At 69.8% G+C, this 17,529-nt stretch carries 10 protein-coding genes; all 10 read right to left on the bottom strand.

Going from position 1 to position 17,529, the window contains the following annotated elements; translation table 11 throughout:
* Window positions 1-5: 5 nt before the first annotated feature.
* A complete protein-coding gene (locus tag OHA19_RS35450) occupies window positions 6-923 on the bottom strand; it encodes a GNAT family N-acetyltransferase (RefSeq protein ID WP_405752887.1) in 918 nt (305 codons plus the stop codon).
* Window positions 916-2,196: a M20 family metallopeptidase gene (locus OHA19_RS35445; RefSeq protein WP_405709667.1), complete on the bottom strand. Its 1,281-nt coding sequence runs from the start codon at window positions 2,194-2,196 to the stop codon at window positions 916-918. The genes OHA19_RS35450 and OHA19_RS35445 overlap by 8 nt, the downstream gene beginning before the upstream one ends.
* A complete protein-coding gene (locus OHA19_RS35440; protein ID WP_405709670.1) occupies window positions 2,183-3,115 on the bottom strand; it encodes a hypothetical protein in 933 nt (310 codons plus the stop codon). Before OHA19_RS35440 ends, OHA19_RS35445 begins: the two co-directional genes overlap by 14 nt.
* The gene (locus tag OHA19_RS35435) at window positions 3,112-4,308 is read right to left on the bottom strand and encodes a DegT/DnrJ/EryC1/StrS family aminotransferase (protein WP_405709672.1); all 1,197 of its coding nucleotides are present in this window, start codon (window positions 4,306-4,308) and stop codon (window positions 3,112-3,114) included. The genes OHA19_RS35440 and OHA19_RS35435 overlap by 4 nt, the downstream gene beginning before the upstream one ends.
* Window positions 4,305-5,276 (bottom strand): hypothetical protein, encoded by a 972-nt coding sequence (locus OHA19_RS35430; protein ID WP_405709675.1) that lies wholly within the window; start codon window positions 5,274-5,276, stop codon window positions 4,305-4,307. The genes OHA19_RS35435 and OHA19_RS35430 overlap by 4 nt, the downstream gene beginning before the upstream one ends.
* A 100-nt stretch (window positions 5,277-5,376) precedes the next feature.
* A complete protein-coding gene (locus OHA19_RS35425; protein ID WP_405752885.1) occupies window positions 5,377-6,186 on the bottom strand; it encodes a thioesterase II family protein in 810 nt (269 codons plus the stop codon).
* Entirely contained in the window at window positions 6,186-9,287 is a 3,102-nt protein-coding gene (locus tag OHA19_RS35420) for an amino acid adenylation domain-containing protein (protein ID WP_405752883.1), read from the bottom strand. Before OHA19_RS35420 ends, OHA19_RS35425 begins: the two co-directional genes overlap by 1 nt.
* Window positions 9,288-9,330: 43 nt before the next feature.
* Complete coding sequence (locus tag OHA19_RS35415; protein WP_405752880.1) at window positions 9,331-14,871, bottom strand: amino acid adenylation domain-containing protein; 5,541 nt, start codon at window positions 14,869-14,871, stop codon at window positions 9,331-9,333.
* Between the two features lie 640 nt (window positions 14,872-15,511).
* The gene (locus tag OHA19_RS35410) at window positions 15,512-16,228 is read right to left on the bottom strand and encodes an HAD family hydrolase (RefSeq protein WP_405709686.1); all 717 of its coding nucleotides are present in this window, start codon (window positions 16,226-16,228) and stop codon (window positions 15,512-15,514) included.
* On the bottom strand, window positions 16,225-17,499 hold the full coding sequence (locus OHA19_RS35405; RefSeq protein WP_405709689.1) for a CynX/NimT family MFS transporter: 1,275 nt from the start codon (window positions 17,497-17,499) through the stop codon (window positions 16,225-16,227). The genes OHA19_RS35410 and OHA19_RS35405 overlap by 4 nt, the downstream gene beginning before the upstream one ends.
* Window positions 17,500-17,529 lie beyond the last annotated feature (30 nt).

The following is a 17,529-nucleotide window of genomic DNA, read 5'->3' as shown; positions in this document are numbered from 1 at the left end:
GCCGGTCACCCGCGAGGGGCCGTCGGAGCGTCCACAGCGACGAACTGCGCAGACGTACCGGACCAGGTTCGTTTGAATTCCTCGAGGCTCTGCCGGTGCGAATAACCCAGGTCCATCCGGTGGTCGCCGAGGTCCCCGAAACGGCTGAGTGCCTCGTGCATGAGCAGGTAGTTCGGCGCCACCGCTGCGGCGTCCTGCCGCCAGCCGTTGAAGAGGTACACGGCCTGTCCCGCGAAGCGGATGAACCCGCTGACCGCCACCAGTTCGGCACCCTGACGGCAGCCGAGCAGCCATCCGAAATCCTGTCCGTCGTCGGCCAGGGAGGCGATCAGGGGCCGGGGCGTACGGTAGGCGGCACCGACGCGAGCCTGGGTCTGCCAGATCAACTCGGCCGCCCGGTCGAGTTCCCCGGCGGCCAGCGGGGCGGCGGTCAGTGCCGCTCGCACCCCCTTGGCCACCGCGCGTCGGGCCCGGCTGCGGTAGCTGGGCAACCGCTGGTCGGCCCGGGCGGTCAGGGGTACCAGCCGGGTCTCGCGGACATCGGCGCCGGACGCCGGCTCAGCCGCCGTTCCGGGGCCGGTCACCAGGCGGCGGCAGGGTCTGCCTAGGGCGCGCTCCACCACCGCGATGGTGCGGATCTGGTCCGCGCGGGAAAGCGGCGCGCCATCGGCGTCGAACACCCCGCCGTAGCCGAGGTGTCCGCAGCAGAAACCATCACCGCCGAGCTGTCCGCCCTCCAGGATCGGCACATACCGCGGTGTCGGGTCGGTCACCCGCAGGACGCGGAAGGTCCCGCCGAACGCGTCGGCGACCACCGAGCCCCACCGCCGGGTCTGGTAGGGGCCGACCCCCGGCAGACCCGCGGCCAGCTCGTCCCAGTCGGCTGTCGCATCGGTCGGCGACGCCGATGTGACGCTAGGCATGCGGACTCCACAGGGTGAGCAGGGTCTGCGCCAGCACCTGGCAGTAGTCGGCGAGGTCCTTCCGGGTCACGTACTCGTCCGAGCTGTGGGCGCGGGTGAGGCTGCCGGGACCGTAGACAAGGGTGGGGATGCCGGCGCTCTCCAGGAGGCGCGCGTCGCAGGCGCTAGGGAAGTCACCCCGCGCCAGCGGAACCTCGCAGCTGCGGCCACTGCCCAGGACGGTGTCGCACCAGCGCGGGTCGTCGTGCGAACTTCCCGGGAACGACAGCCCGTAGGACTCCAGCACCGGAGGCCTGCGCGGACCGGTGAGCCGGGACAGCTTGGCCGCAAGCCTGTCCATGGCTTCGTCGGGCGAGATCATGGGTGGCAGCGCCAGCGTCACCTGCACGTCGCACGTCTCCGCCGGCACGGCGGCGTCGCTGCCTCCCGTGATCACGCCGTACATGACATGGCGGGTGCGGCTCGGGGCTCCCGTCCGGCCGGCGATCCACTCGTCCAGCTCCTCCAGTTCGGGAATGAGATCCGCAAGCACCCGGTGGGCGTTGTCGTACCCGCCGGCGAAGGCCATATGGACGGGATCGCCGAAGCAGCGCACCAGGAACTGGTGGAAGCCGTAGGTACGGTTGCACACGACACCGCCGGTGGGTTCCGCGATGAGCCCCACGTCGAAGCGGCGGCCGTTCTCGCCCAGCAGGGCGGCGAGAGTCCCGTTGCCGCCGATCTCCTCGTCGAGCACCAGGTGCACGGTGACGGCTCCCCGGGCGTCGGCGAGATGGGGAGCCAGTACCGTCAGAACGTGCACGTAGGCCGCGACACCACCCAGCATGTCGCATGCGCCGCGTCCGACGATCCTGCCGTCCCGCTCGACCCCCGACCGCCACAGGCCGGGCTCCGCCCAGTCCTGGGGCGCGGTCACGAAGTCGACGTCGACATGGCCGTTGAGCAGTACGTGCGGCCCGCCGGGGCCGAATTCGCGCTCGGCCGTGAGGAACCAGCGCTCACGCGCCGGGTAGTCCGCGAACTCGTCGCCGAGGGCCGGTACGTCGACGTACTCGGGCGACGGCTGCAGATCCTTGGGACTGTGGCTGCGCAGCCGCACCGAGAAGCCGGCGGCCGTGAGCCGGGTGCGCAGCAGCTCAAGTGCCGTGATCTGACCGTCGGTTCCGTAGACCGGATGGTGGCGGATCAGGTCGGTCAGCAGACCGGTCAGCTCCTCCTCACGGTCCCGCAGCGCGGACAGCACGCTCTGGCTCACCGCGTCAGCGGATGGCATCGGACTCTCCCTCCTCGATCACCCCGCGGCACCAGCGCGCCACGGCGAACACGTTCTCTCTCTGTGTGTAGTCCCGCTCGGCTATCTCCAGCGTGATCGCCTTCACGTGCCGCACGGCGGCCATGGACCGCAGCGCCGCGGCGTACACCGCCTCGGGGACATCCGCCTGCCAGGGTGGTTGCCCCTCGGCGCAGACCGAGCCGCGCAGTGGGTCGGCGAATCCGGCGAACGCGCTGAAGTGGAAGTGCCGCAGCGCCGGTCCGAGAGCCGTGAAGTCCTGGAATCCGGGCCGGCCGACGTCCGGGTACCAGGGTTGCGGCTCCAGGGACCGGGCGGCGATCCGCCGGGTCACCTCGACGGTGTAGCTGTAGTGGCAGAAGTCCCAGGTGATGCCGATGTTGCCGCCGACGAGCCCGGTGTAGTCGGCGGGTACGAGCAGCAGGGGATCGAGGTCCGTCCCGTCGTTGCCCGTCAGTGGCATGTTCTCCAGACCGACCCACAGGCTGGTGCCGGCGAGCCGGTCGCGCAGATCCGCCACGCGCTCGGCGAAGCGTTCCCGCTCCGCCGGCAGATCGCGCCGCTGCCAGTCGGCGACCGGCAGCCACTTGTTGGAGTGGAGCACGATACCGTCCAGTGCGAGCTCCCCGGCTCGTTCGACGGTCTCGTCGAGACGCTCGCTCGCCCACGGGTCGGCGGTCCAGTCGCAGTCGTTCACAGGAAAGTGGAAGGTGAACGACGGCGGTCGGTCGTCGCGGGCGATACGGCCGACCGTCTGCCACACCTGGCGCCAGGTCTCCTCGTCCTCGATGTCGGCGCGGTCGAACAGAGATGCTTCCGTGCCGAATCCCTCGTCGGCCCAGCGCGGGTCGTACTGCTCCGCACGCGAGGCGAGGAACGGTATGGACAGCAGCGTGGTCATCCGCGGGCCTTCCGCGCGAGATCCCGCACCGCGTCGATCACACGCCGCTGGTCGTCCTCGCCCAGTCCGTAGTACATCGGAATGCTGAACATGCCACGCATGACCTCGTCGCAGACCGGGAAGCGGCTGCCCTTGACGGTGGGCAGGTCCGCGAAGGCCAGTAGGCGGTGCAGTGGCGTGTAGTGGACCTGAAGGCGGATGCCCGCGGCAAGGAAGAACTCGTACACGTCGGCCTTGGTCATGCCGAGCCGGTCCACGTCGAACTCGACCGGGAACAGATGTAGTGCGGACAGTTCATGCGGGTCGGCCGGGAGGCCGCGCACCGCGGGCAGCGCCGGCAGCTCCGCCCGGTACCGTCGGGCGAGCATACGGCGGTGGGCGAGGCTCTCCGGAAGTCGGCGCAGTTGCACCAGGCCTATGGCGGCGTGAACGTCGGAGAGTCTCAGGTTCATCCCGGGCTCATGGATCTCGTAGACCCAGGGTTCGGCAGGGGCGGCACCGGACGCGTCCGGGCGCCGCATGTTGTGGTTCCGGAAGGCCCTCAGCCTGTCCGCCAGTTCGTCGTCGCGCAGCGTCAGCGCACCGCCCTCAGCAGCGGCCACCGGCTTGGTCGGGTGGAAACTGAACGCTGCCGCGGTGCTCCCGGGATGCCCGCCCACCGGGCGTCCGTCCGGCTCGTAGCGGGCACCGGCAGCATGACAGGCATCTTCGGCGAGCACCGCGCCGAAGCGGTCGGCCACCGTGCGCAGAGCGGTCATGTCGGCGGGCAGCCCCGCGAAGTGCACCGGGAAGACGACGATCTGTTCGTACCGCGGGCCCAGGTCCTGCAGCAGGAGCTCCAGTGACTCCGGTGCCATGTTGAGCGTGGCCCGGTCGATGTCGGTGAAAGCCACGTCGTATCCGAGCAGTCGGGCGCTGGCGGCGACGGCGGCGAAGTTCAGGGTGGATGTCACCACCAGGCCGGATACTGCGGGCTTGCGGACCATGGCGAGCATCGCGTGGATGGCCGCGGTGCCGCTGGCGAAGGTCACGGCGTGCGGGGCGTCCATCGTCTCGGCCAGCGCCTGTTCGAAGGCGGCCAGGGACGCCCCGTTCGTCCACATGCCCGACTCGATGACCCGGGCGATCCCTTCGCGCTCCTCGGCCGTCGAGTACGGCCTGCTGTAGGGGATGATCTCGGAGGAGGTCGTCATGATCGGTCTCCGTCGTGTCGTTCCGGCCCGGCGCCACCGGCTCGGCTCTCCAGGTACTGGGTCCGTCCCTCGAGCAGCCCGGCATTTCGCCACCAGGCATCGGTGCCGGAATCGCCGACCAGGTTCTCGTCACGGCCCGCGTACGCGGCAGGCAGGGAGCCGAAGTGCCGCAGCAGCGTCCAGCGGTCCAGGGGTGTGTTCTCGTCGCCCGGCCATTCCCTGGCCAGGAGGGGGGACAGTTCCTCGCGCCGGATCGCACGTCCGGGATGGCCCGACTTGATCTCCGCGGCGAGTTCGCGGATACGCGTCCGCGTACTGGGCCCGGTCCGGTCGCGCAGCGCGGCGGCCAGGCCCTGGGGCCCGAGGCAGATGCCACCGTCGCGCAGCACGTCGGCCGGCTCGTCCGCCGTGTGGAAGAAGACTTCGATGCGATTGACGCTGCCCAGGTGGGAGCGCAGTTCCCAGCCCTGCCGGTCGCGTGGGTCCGCCTCCCCCTTGGCGTCGGCCATCAGTACGGAGCAGGGCACCGGCGTTTCGGCCGGATCCGTACGGAACAGCGCGAGGACCGCGGGTGACGCCTCGTAGAGCAGGTCGAACATCTTGAGCAGCTCACCGGTAGCGGCATTGAGCTGATAGCGCCAGATCTCCCGGACGACTGTTCTCGTCATCGTCAGCGGAGCGGCGAAGAAGGGTTCCATCCCCAGACGCGCGTAGTAGTCCAGGATGGTGTCCACCTTTCCCGCCGCTATGGCGTCCGGGCGGAATATTCCCAGGCCGACAGTGTGCAGAGCCGCTGCCAGCTTCTCGCCGTCGAGACCCAGACCGGTGGCCGATTCGTACAGCGTTTCCCGGTACTGGGGCTCCCATGCGTAGAACTGTGCTTTGTCGAGCCGACTGGTCAGGTTGCCCCAGGAGAAGTGGATGCCGGGGTCTCGCTCCAGGAGACGCTCGGCGTCGGTTCGTGTCATATCCGTCATCCTTTTCGAGCGGGGCCCGGGGCGGACGAGGTGCCCGGGCGAACGCGGGGTCCCTCGCATGCCGTTCCGATGGCCCTGGGCGCGGCAGTGATCAGTGGAGGGCGATGTCAGCGGCAGGACCGCGTTGCTCCGGCCTGCCGCCGGTCGCCATGACGCCTTCGATGAACGGGTGCACGGCCTGCCAGACGGATGCGGGCAGTTCGGCGGCCACGAAGTGTCCGCCCGGCACCTCGGTGCCGGTCACCGCGGTGCCCCAGTCACGCCACCGCTCGATGTCTGCCGCGCCGACGTGCTCGTCGTCCTCGCCGTGGACGACGAGGACGGGCACACCGGGGTCCTCGCGTCGCGCGGGCAGCGCGGAGAGGACCTCGCAGTCGGCCCGCAGCTGGGGCAGGAGCAGATCCAGCATCTCCTCGTCCTCGAACAGCCCTGGTGGGATCCGCCAGGTGGTCCTCAGCCAGTCGACGAACTGTGCGTCCGTCATGCCCTGCGGGAGCACCGGTGGCGGCTCCACGGGAGCCGGCGCGCTGACCGCGACCAGTCCGGCCACACTGACGCCGAGGTCCGTCAGCGCCCGGCCGGCCGCGAGCGCAAGAGACGCACCGCTGCAGTTCCCCAGGAGGAACAGCGGCCCCGAGCCGGTCAGTTCGGCCGCGCTGCGGGCGATCTCCTCTAGGTAGGCGTCGGCGCTGGAGACGGTGCCGTCCATGAAGCGGGTCTCACGGCCGGCGAAGCGTACGACTCCCGTTCTCACCCATGGCGGGGACAGCTGCTGGAACGCGTAGAGCGAGGAGACTCCGGCACCGGCATGCGGAACGCACAGCAGTGCGGCCCGGTCCAAGGACTCGTCGAGACCGCGCGCCGAAACGATCTTGTTGATCGCGGCACCGTGATCCTGCATCACGCGTTCCTTCCGTCTGCGTATGGTGCGACCAGCTGCCGCAGGGCCTTGACATGTTCGGCAGCGAGCTGTTCCAGCAACGAGGGCGCGGCCGCGCCCTTCGCCCGTACCTGGCACCGGGTGGATCCGGATGCCTCGTCCGTGCGGCTGACCACCTCGATGGTCAGCGGGAAGTTGTTCTCGTCGAACGCTTCGCTCGACCTGATCACCGAGTTCACCGAGTTCAGCACGTGGAAGTCGACGTAGTTGAAGAGGACTGGAGGCAAGGTGCCCTGTTCCTCTGCCAGTTCCACGGACAGCGGCGCGAAACGTGTGCGCAGAAGCATCCGCTCGGCGTCCCACACACGACGCACGAACTTCTCCGCCGGGTCGTCCTTCCGCTGGGCGAGTTCGAGCAGCCGCAGGCGCACGAAGTAGCCGACGCAGGTGTCGCCCCCCGGCAGATCGGGACGGCCCGAGACCGGGACGCAGGCGCTCTGCACCTCGGCGTTCTCCGTCTGGGTGGCCTTCAGATGGGCCGCCACGAACACGGACTTCAGCGGCACACCGGCGGCGGCCGCGAACGCCCTGGCGGCGTCGATCAGCTGATCGTCCACAGGTACGCAGCTCTCCTGCGTGGCGCCGGTCGTCGTCACCGCCCAGGCGAACACCGGGCGCAGGCTCGGACGGGCGGGGGTGCCCGCCCCGGCCGACGCGGTGAGGGCGGCGATGTCGCGCGCCTCCAGGTCCGGCAGTGCCGCCAGCACCGCCTGGTGACCGCTGTATTGGGCCGTCGGATCGTCCGGCCGGCGTACTCCCAGGCACAGGTCGTACAGGTCGCGGAGGAGCACGCTGAGGCTCCAGCCGTCGGTGACGACGTGATGGGCGACCAGGGCCACGGTGCAGGAGGCGTCCCGAAGCCTGCCCACCCGGAAGTGGAACAGTGGCCCTGCGGTGAGATCCATGGGCTCGGCCCGCCGTTGCCCGATCCATCGGCGCGCCCGCAGCAGGGCCGCCTCGACGCTCTCCGTCGAATCGTCGCAGCCGATCGCGCTCACCGACGCGTCCCCGGTCAGGTCGAGTTCGCCCTCGTTCCCCTCCAGCCGCAGCCGGGCCCGCAGCACCGGATGGACCCTGGACAGGAACGCGATGCCGTCGAGGATGTCGTCCGGTGTGCAGGGGAGGGCGACGTGGTGGAGCAGTCCGTCCTGGTAGGCGCCGGATGGCGACTGCGCCCACTCGTACACGATGCCCTGCTGGGCACGTGTCAGGGGCAGTACGTCAGCGGTCCGCCCCTGCACGGTGGCAGGCCGGGGCGACCTCCCGGAGCCGTCCGGCTCGGAGGAACGCCGGTGCCACAGCTCGGCAAGGCCGCGAACCGTCGTCGTGGTGAACAGGTCCCTGAGGGTGAGCCGTTCCCGCAGACACGGAGTGCTGGTGAAGACGGTGGTAGCCAGAATGCTGTCTCCGCCCAGGGCGAAGAAGTCCGCGTCCGGATCGATCTCGTCGGCCGTCAGCGACAGGACCTGCGCGAAAGCAGTGGTGAGGGTCTCCTCCACGCTCCGCGCCGCGGGCGGTGTCCCGGTATCCGAAACGTCCGCCGGCTCGCTCCAGGGTGAAGGCAGCCGGGAGCGGTCCAGCTTGCCGTTGGCCGTCAGGGGCAGGTCGTCGACCCGGACGAAGTGGGACGGAACGAGATAGGACGGCAGCAGTGCGCGGGTCCGCTCCAGGAAGTACTGGGTCCGCTGCTGGGCGGCGTCCTCGTCGGACCGTACGTAGACGACCAGCCGGGGTTCCCGCAGCACAGGGTGGTCCAGCGCGAGCACGACGCAGTCGCGCACCCCGTCGATACGAGAAATGGCCGCCGCCACTTCCTCCGGGGCGACACGATGACCACGGATCTTCACCTGGTGGTCGGCTCGTCCGCAGTGGTACAGCAGGCCGGTACGGGGATCCACCCGGCCGAGATCTCCGGAGCGGTAGAAGCGCTCGGGTTCACCGCTCTCGCCGGGCAGGGTCACGAAGACCCGGTCGGTCGCCTCCGGGTCGTCGAGATATCCGACAGCCAGGCCCAGCCCTCCGACGAACAGCTCGCCCGTCTCCCCCGCCGCCATCGGACGGCCCTCGGCGTCCCGCACGGTGACGCTCCTGCCGCTCAGGGGCCGGCCGACGGGCACCTGCGCCTCGGTGAGGGAGTCCTCGCCGAGGACGTGGACGGTCGAGTGCACCGACGTCTCGGTGATGCCGTACATGTTTGCCAGCCGTGGTACCGCGAGGCCATGGCGGCGCACCCAGGGTTCGACGGTGGCCGTGGGAAGACCTTCACCGCCGAAGACGACATGGGTGAGGTGCCCGCCCGACGCCGCCATGTCGAGCAGGCGGGCGTCGGCAGTGATGCGTCGGAAGGAGGACGGTGTCTGGCTGAACACGTTCACCCGCTGCTCGGTCAGGAACCGGCTCAGCGCCTCCGGATCGGTGGCCGTGCCCGGCTCCGGAACGGCGACGCACCCTCCGGTGAGCAGGGCTCCCCACGTTTCCCAGGTGGAGTAGTCGAAGGCCGGCGAGTGGGTCCAGCTCCACACCGCGCCGCCCGGGATGGCCAGGTCGGTGGTGGCTGCCGTGACGAGCTGGGCGACCGCGGCGTGATCGATGAGCACGCCCTTGGGCTCTCCCGTCGATCCCGAGGTGAACATCGCGTACAGGACCGCGTCATCCGTTCCGCAGGCCGTGTCCCCGGACACCGGCGCAATGCCGTCGACGGGCTCGACGTGGTCGAGGTGCAGCGTCTCGGCACCCGTGTCGAGTACGGCGGTTCCGGCGTCGTCGGCCACCACACACACGCAGGAGGCACGCCGCACAATGGCCCGGAGCCGCTCGGACGTGTGCCGCACGTCGAGGGGCACATAGGCAGCCCCCAAGCCTGCGGCCGCGATCATCGCGCTGAGGAATCCGGCACCCGGGAGTGCCACGATGGCTAATCGGTCACCGGCCCCCACCCCGCGCTGCCGCAGTGTCGCCTCGACCGCCCGGGCCGCCCGGGCCAGCTCCGCGTAGGACGTCGTGCCCTGCGGCGTACACACCGCCGGGGCGTGCGGTGACGTGGTCGCACGGGCATGGAACATGGCACTGAGAGTGCGCAAGTCAAAGAACCTTTCGGTTGGGGGCTCAGGCGGCCTGACACGACTGCGCCAGCAGGGCGGCGGTCTGGTGGCGGTAGAGGTCACGCACCGAGCAGCGCAGGCCCGAGTCGCGCAGCATCGCTGCGAGCCGCATGGCGTCCAGGGACGAGCCACCGAAGTCGAAGAAGTTGTCCTCCTCGCGCAGCGTCGGCACACCGAGGACTTCACGCATGCACGTGAGGACGGCACCGGCCGCGCCCGAGGAGCCCTCCGGCTCCGCGAGGCCCGCTCGCGGCCCGGCGCCCTCGGTAGCCGACGGCTCCCGCAGCACACCGGTGTCGACCTTGCCGTTGCGGGTCATGGGCAGCGCGGGCAGGACGACGGTGCGGGAAGGCACGAGGTAGTCGGGCAGCTGGGCGGCAAGAGAGGCGTGCAGGGCCTGTGGGGTGAGGGAGACGCCCTCGTCCGAGACCACGATCGCGCCGAGGTACTTGCCCCGCTCGCCGCCGTCCAGGACGCATACGGCCACGTCAGCCACCCCGGACTGCTTGCGGATGGCGTGATCGACCTCGCCGGGTTCGACCCGGAAGCCGCGGATCTTCACCTGCTGGTCGGCCCGGCCGGCGAAGTTCAGTCCGGCGTCCGACCAGTAGCCGTTGTCTCCGGTGCGGTACATGCGTGCGCCCGGGGCCCCGAACGGATCGGCGACGAAGTTCTCGTGGGCCGTCCGGTCGGCGGACCGGTAGCCCAGGGCCACGCCGTCGCCGGCGATGCAGATCTCACCGGTGCAGCCGGGCGGCACCGGATTGAGGTTGCGGTCCAGCACGTGGACGCGGGTGCCGGCGGTCGGCCCGCCGAGCGGCAGCCGCTCGACACCGCTCAGGTCGGTCGATGCGTCGATGCGCAGGGTGGTGGCGAACGTGGTCGTCTCCGTGGGTCCGTACTGGTGCCGGACGACGAGGTCCGGGCAGGCGCTCAGCACGTCCCGCACGGACTCGACGGTCACCACGTCACCGCCGGTGAGCACCGTCTTCAGACCTGCGAAGCAGGACGGATCCGCCTGGGCGAGAACGCGGAAGAGGCCGGCCGTGACGGCCATCGCCGTGGCCCGGGACGTCTCGATCAGCCACCTGTAGTCCATCAGATCGAACTGCCGGTCGGGGGCGACGAAGACGGTGTTGCCTCGCGTGAGCGGCACCCAGATCTCGTAGGCGGCCGCATCGAAGCTGTGGGGCGCGTGGAAGACGACGACCTCGTGTCCCTCGTCGAAGTCGGGGTCCGCGGTGAAGGACAGGAGGTTCGTGTGGGTCAGGCCGATGGCTTTGGGTGTACCGGTCGTGCCCGAGGTCGTCATGACGCAGAGCAGGTCGTCGGTCCGCGGTCCGCGGCTCGGACCGGCCGCCTCGGGCGCGGCCCCCGTGACCGTGCCGCCGAGGGCGTCCACCAGTTCGGGCAGCGACAGGTGAACCACTGCGTCGACAGCGGGTGCGTCACCGTCGGTGAGAAGCCACTTGGTCCCCGAGGCGGCCAGCAGGCTTCGCAGGCGCTCCCCCGATGTGCCTGCGGGCAGGGGCATGTAGGCGGCGCCCAGACCGGCCACGGCGAGCATCGCCTCGATGACGGCGACGCCGCGGGGCAGGCCCATGGCGACGACGTCCCCGGCCCGGACACCACGGGAGTGCAGTTCCGCTCGCAGAGCACGTGCGCGCCGCATCAGCTCCGTGTAGGTCGTGGCGGAGTCGCTCGTCCGCAGCGCGACGGCCGACGGAGACTCACGCTCCCACCGCGCGACCGCGTCCCACAACGTCGCCGCGGAGGGCCGGCTCCGCCGCCCCGTCCCGCGCCGGAGGAGAGCCTCCTGGTCGGTGTCCGACATCAGGGTGAGGGATCCGATCGGCTTCTCGGGGGCGTCGTGCAGGGAGTCGAGCAGCCCGTACCAGGAATCGACCAGCGAGGTGACCAGATGCTCCGGGACCGCCTCGTGGGCGAACTCCGCCGTACCGATGAGGCGGCCGTCCGACACTCCGAAGGAGACGGCGAGGTCGAACCGGGCGACCCCGAGGTCGATCGGCATCGCGGCGCACCGCACCCCGTCCACCGACGTGAACCAGTCGTCGGCCTCCTCGTTGACGACAAGCATCGTCTGCGCCAACGGTACGCGGGCGGCGTCACGGTCGGCACCGGCGAGCGCGACGATGCGGTCGAAGCCGCAGTCGGAGTGCTCGAGGGCCTCCAGCAGCAGGCGCTGTGCCGACCTGACGAAGTGGCCGCCCGGCATTGCCGGGTCCACGTTCATGCGCAGGGGCAGTGTGCGCACGTGCATGCCGATGGCGTCGGCCGAGTCGTTGCGGTGGCGACCGGAGAAGGCGGTGGCCACCACCACGTCGTCCTGGCGGGCGAAACGGCCCAGGACGATCGCGAAGCCTGCGAGCAGAACGGAGGTGAGGGTGCCTCCGGTGCGGTCGGCCACGGACTCGACACGCGCGAGCAGGTCGGACCAGTCGAACCGGTAGGTACGGCCCGCTCCGCTGAACGTCTCCGGCCGCCGCTCCGGGGAGAGATCCAGCACCGGTGGCGGGCTGCTGAAGACCGCCCGCCAGTATTCCTCGGCCGCCGGGCCCGATTCCCGCTGCACGGGCGCGGTGAAGGGGTATCGCGACGCCTGGAGGGGACGACCGGCATATGCGGCTTCGAGGCGGCGCATGAACAGCGTACGTGACGCCCCGTCGAAGACGACGTGATGCGCGACCGCTGCGAGCACGACACGGCCCCCGGGGTGGCGCAGCACCACGCACCGGAACAGCGCCTCGCCCTCGGCGAAGGCACGGGAGCACACGTCCGCCACGATGGCATCGGCCTGCTGTTCGGCATCGGCAGGCGACTCACTGCCGAGGTCGAGGAACATGGCCCTGGGCCGATCCGCGACCGGGACGCTCCAGTAGGTGCCTTCCCGGCGGGTGAGCGTGCTCCTGAGCGCCACATCGTCCGCCGCCACATCGTCCACCGCCCGGCACAGGCGTTCGGGGTCGACGTCCCCGGTCAGTTCGAACAGAAGCGGCACGTGGTAGACCGGCTTGCCGTCACCGAACAATTCCTGCATGAAGAGGAGAGAGGACTGTTCCGGTGTCAGCCGATGGCCGTCCCCGCTCGAAGCGTCGGCCTGTTGTTCCGTCGGACCGGCGTCGCGCGCCGCCTCCACCGCGAGAGCCAGCTTGCGGGGGGTACGGTGCCGGAAGGCAGCGCTCGGGGGCAGCGCGACGGACACCGCCTTCTCGATCGCCGCCATCACCCGCAGTGCGGCCAATGAGGAGCCGCCCACTGTGAAGAAGTCGTCGTCGCGAGCGATGCGATCGCAGTCGAGCACCTGCTGCCAGATCTCGCCCACCAGTTGCTCGGTCGGCGTGACCAGATCGCCGCCGCCGTGCCGCGTCGCAAGCGGCACCAAGGGACCCACCGTAAGAGCTTTGCGGTCGACCTTGTCGTTCCTGTTGAGCGGGATGGCCTCGGCAGACCAGTAACGTGACGGAACCATGTAGTCCGGAAGGTGATGGCGAGCGTAGTCCTGTACGTCCTCCGCAGTGAGGCCCGGATCGCGTGGCGTGACCCATGCGTGCACCTGCAAGCGGCCCAGACTGTCGGGAACGGCTGCCACGGCGACGTCGGTGACTGCCGGGTAGCGGCGTAGCAGGACTTCCACCTCGTCCAGCTCGATCCGGAAGCCACCGGCCTTGATCTGGGAATCGACGCGACCCAGGAATTCGAATTCGCCAGTGCCCCCCAGGCGTACCACGTCTCCGGTGCGGTACATCCGCTCTGCCCGTGAACTCCAGGTACACGGGGTGAACTTGGCGGAGGAGGCCTGCTGATTGTCCAGGTAGCCGGCGGAGACGGGCAGGCCGGCGACACACAGTTCGCCCGGCACACCCGGTGGCAGCCGGCGGCCGAGCGGATCCAGCACCTGGATCAGGGCGCCCTGGATCGGCGCCCCCAGAGGCATCCACGCGGGAACGTCCGTCGCCTTCTCGTAGCGCCGGGTGGTCACCCAGATCGTCGTTTCAGTGGGACCGTACGCGACCGTGACGGATCGCCCTTCGACCGCCTCCAGAGTGGTACGTATGACCGCGGGGTCGACGACATCGCCCCCGGTGTAGATCTCCACAGGCCCGTCGATCAGGCTGATGTCGTCGGCCGCGAGCGCCTGGAGCAGACCGATGGTGACCCACAAGGTGGTCACGCCGTGCCGCCTCATGAGTGTCCCCAGGGCCCGGGGTGTGACTCGGCCGGGGGGCGCGACCACCACGCGGTCGCCTCTGATCAGCGGCGTCCAGATCTCGAAGGTGGCCGCGTCGAAGGACATGGACGAGTAGTGGACGAACACCCGGCGATGCTCGCCGGGCAGGAAGTCCGATTCGAGCGAGAAGTTGAGCACACTCTCGTGTCTGATTCCCACGGCCTTGGGCATACCCGTGGACCCCGAAGTGTGGATCACGTGGGTGAGCCGGTGCGCGGGGACCGCGTCGGACAACGCCGGCACCTGGCTCACGGATTGTCCCGGCAGGTCATCGGCGACGTGACCGCGAATCACGCGCCGGTCGCGGAAGTGCCGGGACAGCGGCCCCTCCGTGGCATCGTCGGCGTCCTCGACGCGGTCCGCTTCGCCGTCGACCAGTACCCAGTCCGGCCCCAGCGCGGAAAGCGCCTGCACGTCACGCTGATTGAGCTGCTCGGCGTCGAAACAGCTGTAGGCAGCACCGACCCGCATGACGGCGAGCATCGCAACGATGTGGAAGAGACCGCGCCGGGTCACGATCGGGACGACGGCTCCGGTGCCGATTCCCGCGGCGCGCAGCTGCTCCGCCAGCGCACCGGAGAAGCGTTCCAGCTCTCCGTACGTGGTGTCGCCCTGTTCCGTCGTCACCGCGACCAGGTGAGGGTGCTCGGCGGCGTGCGCGAGCACCTGAGCGGGGATGCCGGAGTCGTCGAACTTCCGTGAGAGATCCCGGTCCAAGCCGTCCTGCACCGCCGCGTCGGCCCGCCGCAGAAGCTCTATGCGGCCGATCGGGTGGTCCGACACCTCCGTCCAGCGGGCACACCACTCCTCGATCTCCTGCCTGACGGATTCCAGCGGCACTCGGGCCGCGTACGGCTCCGACGCCTGCAGAAGGAGGGACGGCGCGCCCGGGCCGGAGAACCGGCACGACACGACCAGCCCCTTGTCCGGTACATCGGCATCGCCGGTGAACACCGTCGACAACCTGAAACCCAACGGCTCGGAGGAACAGATGTCGCCCTGCATCACCCAGTCGGTGTCTCCGCGCAGGAAGGTCGCGAGCCGCTCGGCCCGCTCGGAGGGCGTCTCGCCGTTGTGCGAAGTGAAAGAACACCCCGGACGGTCGAGCTCGAAATCGTCACCACGGCCGGTACGCCATTGCAGGACGGTGAGTACGACACTCAGGAGCCGTGCGGATTCCTCGCACCCCCACCCGAGCTTTTCGGCCGACGTCGATACGTTCGTGTGCCGGCGTCTGCCAGAGACCTCACGGAAGCAGTCGGGAACCGGGACCACTTCAGTCACATGCAACGTCATCTCCCCCACCGCGACCTTCCGTTTGGGTCACCACTCAGGCCCGACTGCTGCCATCCCGGCAGCCGTCAGACCGCCATGGAGCAATGATCATACGCACGAGCGATCGCTCCTTGGCGAGCGAATCCAGCCCAACTAGGCGTCTCTGCCTGCCAATTGGCCAGGCCTGCAACATGATGAAGTTTTGATGGGAAGTGCCACGACCAACATCCGGCGTGCCCCACCACGAACTCAGTTCGCTTGTCTATCCGGTGGTGATCGATCTGTCCACCGAGCTCCTGCGCACCCTCACCGGCCGCCTGGCAACGCGGCGCCGACAGCTCGGCGCACGACCACGGCAGCCGACCGTGAGGAGCCAGGCTCCCACTCGCTTACTCACCCGCTGCACAGCGGCACATACGCACAACCGCCCGCCAGGTTCGGCAAGGGGATCCCGACCGCGCACCGCTCGTCCGCGAGTCGATCAACGCCTTGGCCTCCATCGCGCCGACGCCCGGCAATGCCCGACGACCGGATCTCCGCCGGCCGTACGAATCGGCAACGACCGGCCTGCGGGAATCCGATCAGCCGGCCGACGGCACGGCGCCCGAGAACCAGGCATGCGGCTGAAATTCAGAATGTGAACCCGGGCGCTCGGGCGAATTCACCGCCCCAGCAGATTCCACCCGTCCACCACGGTCAACACCTCTTTCAGGTTCCCGACCACGGCATCCGGCGCCGCCCCGTACGCACCCAACTCCTCCTCCGGAATGCTGCTGTGCGGCACCAGAATCGTCCGCATCCCGGCCTGTTGAGCCCCGTACACATCCTCGAAAGCCCGGTCCCCGACGAATGCACAGGTATCGGCCGAAGCCGCACCCAGCCCTGCCACCGCCGCCGCGAAGATGTCGGGATGCGGTTTGGTCCATGGCGTCTCACTGGAGTAGACGGCGTCGTCGACGTAGCCGAGCACCCCGTCGCGCTCGAAGATCTCCTCGTGCCAGTCGGCCGGCCACAAGGTGTTGGAGAGCACACCGATGCCCAGGCCGCGCTCGCGCAGTCCGCCCAGTGTCTCCAGGGCGTGCGGGTCGGTGACGGTGTGCCCCTGCCACGCCCGGCGGTGCGCCGCGAGCGCCCGGGCCCCGGGCGTCACCCCGGCGAGCTCGAAGACCTCGTCGAGCCGGGCCGAGCACTGGGTCTCGCGGCAGCGCGCCATCAGATCCCGCTCGGCCCGCAGCAGTCGCCCGCCGACCTCGGCCGTCTCGTGCGCGCCGATGCCGTCCAGGGCGGCCGCGGTCTCCAGCCAGATGCCCGGCAGGTCCACCGTGTGCCAGGGGGTGAGGGTTCCCGCCCAGTCGAAGATCACGAACTCAATGGTCATACCGTCTCCTCCGTACTCGTCCCGCCGTGCGATGGCCGCCGGACTGCGATCTGCAACAGCACCACGCCTGCCACGCACACCGCCAGCAGACAGGGCCCCACGGCCCACCAGCCGTCCACCGCGGTCACCGCGAGCCCCATCAGGGGTGGCATGGCCAGCGCTCCGATGCTGCCGAACTGCGCGACCAGGCCGTTGGCGGCACCCAGGTCCGCGGCCGCGCGCACCGCCAGCGGGACGGCTGCGAACACGGTCGCCACGACCAGCTCGTTGGCGAGGGCGACGACCAGCGCGCTGCCCACCGACATCCCGAGTCCGCCTGTCCCGGCGAAGGCGGCGAATGCCCCGGCCGGCATCAACAGCGCGGCGGCGAACAGGTACTTCACGCCGATGCCCCGCACCAGCAGCCAACTGGCCAGGAACCCGCCGACCACTCCGATCAGGGACACCACGCCGGTGAGGGTGCCGGCCGACTCGGTGGAGAGGCCGAACTCCTCGTGCAGATAGGGAGGGTAGAGAGTGACGCAGGCGACGATCGAACCGCTGATGGTGGCGAACCCTGCGCCCAGCGCGACGGGCCGCGCGAGCCGCCGCACGGCCGCCGCACGATCCGTGTGCGGCGCCCTCTTCTCCGCCTTGGTCCCGGCGACCGCGGGCAGCCGCGTGGCCAGCAGGGCGACCACCAGCGTCGCGGCCGCGGCCACCGTCAGCCATCCCCGCCAGTCGAGCCACGTCGAGAGCAGCCCGCCCGCGAAGGAGCCGAGCGCCAGACCCACCGGCATGAACGTCCCCCAGATCGCGAGCGCTCCGGTCAGCCGCTTGCCGTCGCCGAGCGTGAACAGCAGCACCGGGGCGACGATCACCACGACGACGTAGCCCACGCTCTCCATCAACCGGCCGCCCAGCATCGCGCCGAAGCTGTCGGCCCGGGCGCAGAACAACCCGGCCAGCCCCATGACAGCGAGCCCTGCGACCAGCATGCGGTGCGGCGGCAGCGGACGGATCAGATAGCTCACGAACAGGCCGAGCGCGGCGGCCACCGCGGTCACCAGCGAGGTGAGCAGGGCGACTTGGGTAAGGGAGAGAGAAAGGTCTTCACGCAATGCCACCGAGATCGGCGTCATTTTTCCCATGCTTGTAGCGGCGAAGAGGCCAGCCAGATAGATTAGGCAGAACTTCCATCGGAACGCGCGCGCCTCGCGCCTTTCCGCGAGTTCTTCCGATGTCGATCCGTTTCCCTTGTCACGCCGGATGACTTCGGTCTCCTCTGACATGAACCATCTCCTCGCGCTGTGATTTTCGGG

Source organism: Streptomyces sp. NBC_00012, assembly GCF_045040875.1.
Taxonomy (GTDB): Bacteria; Actinomycetota; Actinomycetes; order Streptomycetales; family Streptomycetaceae; genus Streptomyces.
This window is presented reverse-complemented; position numbering and strand designations above follow the sequence as displayed.